Source organism: Marseilla massiliensis (assembly GCF_016899855.1).
Lineage (GTDB): Bacteria > Bacteroidota > Bacteroidia > Bacteroidales > Bacteroidaceae > Prevotella.
In genome coordinates this window covers 1-3725 of record NZ_JACJJG010000164.1, presented here as the reverse complement: position 1 = coordinate 3725, position 3725 = coordinate 1, and the positions used below count along the sequence as shown (strand labels likewise).

Genomic DNA, 3725 nt, shown 5'->3' with positions numbered 1-3725 from the left:
AGAAAACTACCGCTTCATTGGATTCGGTAGCTGGAACAAACAGCGTTGAGAGTGCTTAAGGAAAAAGACCTCGACGTTCTGATTAATTTCCTTGAAGGGCTTGCTACGCTTTTGAAGGGAATAAAGAAATTACAGGGGGTAATCGTGAAACTATTGGAATCGCGGGAGCCTCCTTAGTTTTTCATCGTTTAAATCATCGGAAACATGGAAAAGACAAAGAAGAACAAGACATCATGCAGTATAGTTTCAATCAATGACCAAGCTGCAAATCGACTGGATAATAAGGCAATAACAATCAAAATGCCCCAAAGTCCGGTCCTTTATTTCTTCAACATCGGGTAAATAACGATTAAAACCATAAACAAAATGAGAACAAAAGACAATCAGGAACAAACAATAACCATGCCTTTCGAGGGTGAGGTTATAACAAATGACGATGGAGCAAAAGGTAAAAGGCATCCTAACTTCATCGAGAGTAATACACAAGAAATATCGCTTGAAGAACTGACAGAAAAGAACATCATACCAACGTTTAGCGACAACAGCCTTACAATATCGCACAAGAATTTCATATCTGCGGTTACAAAAGTGGCAAGCAATGTGTTCGGGGAGCTTACACCAGTTGAGTTAAGGGTTTCCCATCCAATTATTGGCCGTATTCCATCTGCCCAGCACAAGAAAACATACGAGCTTACGGAAAAAGAGAAGACCGTATTCTACCAACGAATGGCTTTCTGCTGTCACGTACTTAACCTTACAAGAACCATCAACGGGCAGACAGTTTATCTTTGCATAGGAGGAGTCAGAGCGTACAACGAGGACAAGTTATACAGCAGGAAATCGGCGATGAAGTTCAAGGTGTTCGTAGGCTGGCAAGTAAGGGTATGCTCAAATTTAATGCTGACTTGTGACGGATATTCCGGTACTATTGAATGTTTGACAGAGGCTGATATAATGCAAAAGACATTCGAACTGTTCGGTGGTTTCGAGCCTAGGATGGAGAATACCCTACACTTGCTTGAAGATTTACGGACAACACCAATATCTGAGGAGCTGTTCTGTAAAATCATAGGTAGAATGAGGTTATACCAAGCATTACCAATGAACGAACAGAGAAAACTTCCACAGCTTATTGTTGGAGATACAGCGGTCAATGCAATGGTAAGGAATTATGTTTCTAACCCTGACTTCGGAATAACAAGCGGTGACGACTTTACCTGCTGGAGCCTTATGCAACTCGGTAATGAAGCGGTGAAACAAAGCTATATCGACAAGTGGCTTGAGAGGAACCAAAACTGCACCGACTTTGCGATAGGTATACAGAAGGCGATAAACGGGGATGACACTGAGGGCTATTCCTGGTTCATAAGCTAAGGAACGGCTAAACAAAACCACTTACAAGAGGAGAGATACACAATCAAAATAAAAACAAGTGTGTCCCTCCTTTTTTGTTTCAACTTAATTCAACAACAACTTTAAAGCAAAACAATTATGACAAAAACAAGATTTGAAAGACCAGTATTACCGAAGGACGCAACGGAAGAAGATAGAAGGAAAGCAATGTTCGACGCCCTTTATTCACTCGACCTTTCGGATAAATTGGAGCGACGGGAGAATGACAAGTTAAGCTACCTTAGTTGGGCAAATGCTTGGGCTGAATTCAAGAGGGCCTATCCAAACGCCGAATACAGGATAATAAAAGACCCGACAACCAACCTGCCATATTTCAACGACCCGAACACAGGACTGATTGTTTATACTGAGGTTACGGCAGATGGACAGACTTACGAAATGTGGCTACCTGTGATGGATGCAAAGAACAAGGCTATGAGGGAACAACCATACACCTACCAAGTTTACGACAGCTACAAGAAAACCTACGTAGAAAAGACGGTACAGGCTGCAACAATGTTCGATATAAACAAGGCTATAATGAGGTGTCTGGTTAAAAACTTGGCCATGTTCGGATTGGGACTTTATGTCTATGCCGGGGAAGATTTGTCAAATGAAGAGAACCTTGTGGCGGAGAACAATTTGCAAAAGAAACAAACAACAAGAAGGACAAAGATTACTACTCCTTCACATACGGCTACCACACCCCAACAACCCACTGACAAGTATTCAGGTATAAAGGCTGCAATATCTTCCTGTAATGACAACGCCTCGCTTCTTTCGCTCTACAACCAACACAGGAACGAGGTGGAAGGTAACGTTGAAATAAAAGCTTTGTTCACCGAAAGAAAGAACCAACTAAAGGCAGCATAATTTGCAAATTAAAAATTAACAATGAAAAATTAAAAATCAAATTTAATGAATAATCAAGAATGAATAATGAAAAATCAAACAATAAAACAACAACTAAAAATCGACAGAAATGAAAACGACAAGGATTGAATTGAAAGACAGCGGCGTTCTTTTCAACAAGGAGCGTCACGAGTATTGGCTGGGAAACAGACAGCTGTCGGGAATTACTGGAATGCTACAAAGGCAACTGTTCCCTGATGAGTTCGACAATGTACCGGAAGGAATGTTACAAGAAGCAGCAAGGTATGGTACTGAAGTTCATGAGTCAATTGAAGCATTCGACAGCTCTTGGATAAACGACGGGACACAGGAAGTTTCGGATTACATTGAATTGTGCCAAGAAAACAACCTCGTTCATGAAAGGTCTGAATACACAGTTACGGACGGGGGAGAACTGGGCAAGCAACATAGACAAGGTTTACAGAAGCTCGGATGATACTTTTTCGTTGGGTGACATCAAGACTTACGGAACAATGACACCGGATAAGTTGGAAAAGGCAAGGTGGCAGCTATCAATCTATGCCTATTTCTTCAAGCTACAGAATAGGGATGCAAGGGTAGGTAATCTGTTCATACTCCATATCCGTAACAAGGCAAAGCAGGACGGTACATTCGACCACATAAGCAACATCCTACCCATAGAGAGAATACCATCTGACATCTGCAAGGAACTCTTGGATGCTGATATAAAAGGTGAGCAATTTGTAAACCCTTATTTCATCCCCGAAAAGTACAGGGAGCAGGAGGACTACATCAGGCAACTCATCCAGACCAAGAACGAAACGGAAGCAAGACTAAGCGAAATCAAGTCTGAAATTTTGGAAGATATGGAGAGCATGGGAGTGAGGACATGGGATACTGGCACAATGCGATTGACAAGAAAACTTCCGACTACAAGGCTATCGTTCAACGCCAATAAATTCAAGGCAGACCATCCTGAGTTTGACTACTCACCATACGAGAGGACTTCAAACGTTTCGGGCAGCTTGATGATTGCTGTATAAGAAGAAAGATAAATACAACCCACAAATCAAGGGCGGGGCATTTCACTGAAAACAAATACAACGGTGGAGTGTCCTGCCTTTTTTCGTTTTACCAATTTCAAGTTTAACCATTAAAAACAGAACGACTATGTTATACTACAATTTCGACGGATACGAAGGCTTTTGTTGTAGGTTCGGCTTTATCGAGCATGACAACGGGAAGAAAACAAGAAGGAACAGGATACTGCTCGACTTCATAAAGGACAGGAACTTACTAAGGAAAGCGATAAGGACAAATAACTTTTCCTTACTTAACATCTCCAATATGGCAGATCTCAAGAAAGTAATGTTCGAGAAGATAATGGATTCAGGCGAGGATGATGGCTTACAATATGAAGTCAACCTGATTAACTATACCTTCCGTTCAGGCAAATATGA

5 protein-coding genes and 1 pseudogene are annotated in these 3725 nt (G+C 41.4%); all 6 read left to right on the top strand.

Annotated elements, in window-relative coordinates; genetic code table 11:
- Positions 1-204: 204 nt before the first annotated feature.
- The gene (locus H6A34_RS13890; protein ID WP_205106000.1) at positions 205-342 is read left to right on the top strand and encodes a hypothetical protein; all 138 of its coding nucleotides are present in this window, start codon (positions 205-207) and stop codon (positions 340-342) included.
- A 24-nt stretch (positions 343-366) separates the two neighbouring features.
- The gene (locus H6A34_RS13885; protein WP_205105999.1) at positions 367-1374 is read left to right on the top strand and encodes a DUF3871 family protein; all 1008 of its coding nucleotides are present in this window, start codon (positions 367-369) and stop codon (positions 1372-1374) included.
- 117 nt (positions 1375-1491) lie between these two features.
- Positions 1492-2265 carry a Sak single strand annealing protein gene (locus tag H6A34_RS13880; protein WP_205105998.1) on the top strand — a complete coding sequence of 258 codons (774 nt, stop codon included), beginning with the start codon at positions 1492-1494 and terminating at the stop codon, positions 2263-2265.
- A 109-nt stretch (positions 2266-2374) separates the two neighbouring features.
- Positions 2375-2740 carry a hypothetical protein gene (locus H6A34_RS15085; protein ID WP_239480897.1) on the top strand — a complete coding sequence of 122 codons (366 nt, stop codon included), beginning with the start codon at positions 2375-2377 and terminating at the stop codon, positions 2738-2740.
- Positions 2661-3308, top strand: a complete 648-nt coding sequence (locus H6A34_RS13875) for a hypothetical protein (RefSeq protein ID WP_239480896.1) — start codon at positions 2661-2663, stop codon at positions 3306-3308. The genes H6A34_RS15085 and H6A34_RS13875 overlap by 80 nt, the downstream gene beginning before the upstream one ends.
- A gap of 127 nt (positions 3309-3435) precedes the next feature.
- A pseudogene (locus tag H6A34_RS13870) lies at positions 3436-3725 on the top strand (hypothetical protein); the annotation flags it as partial.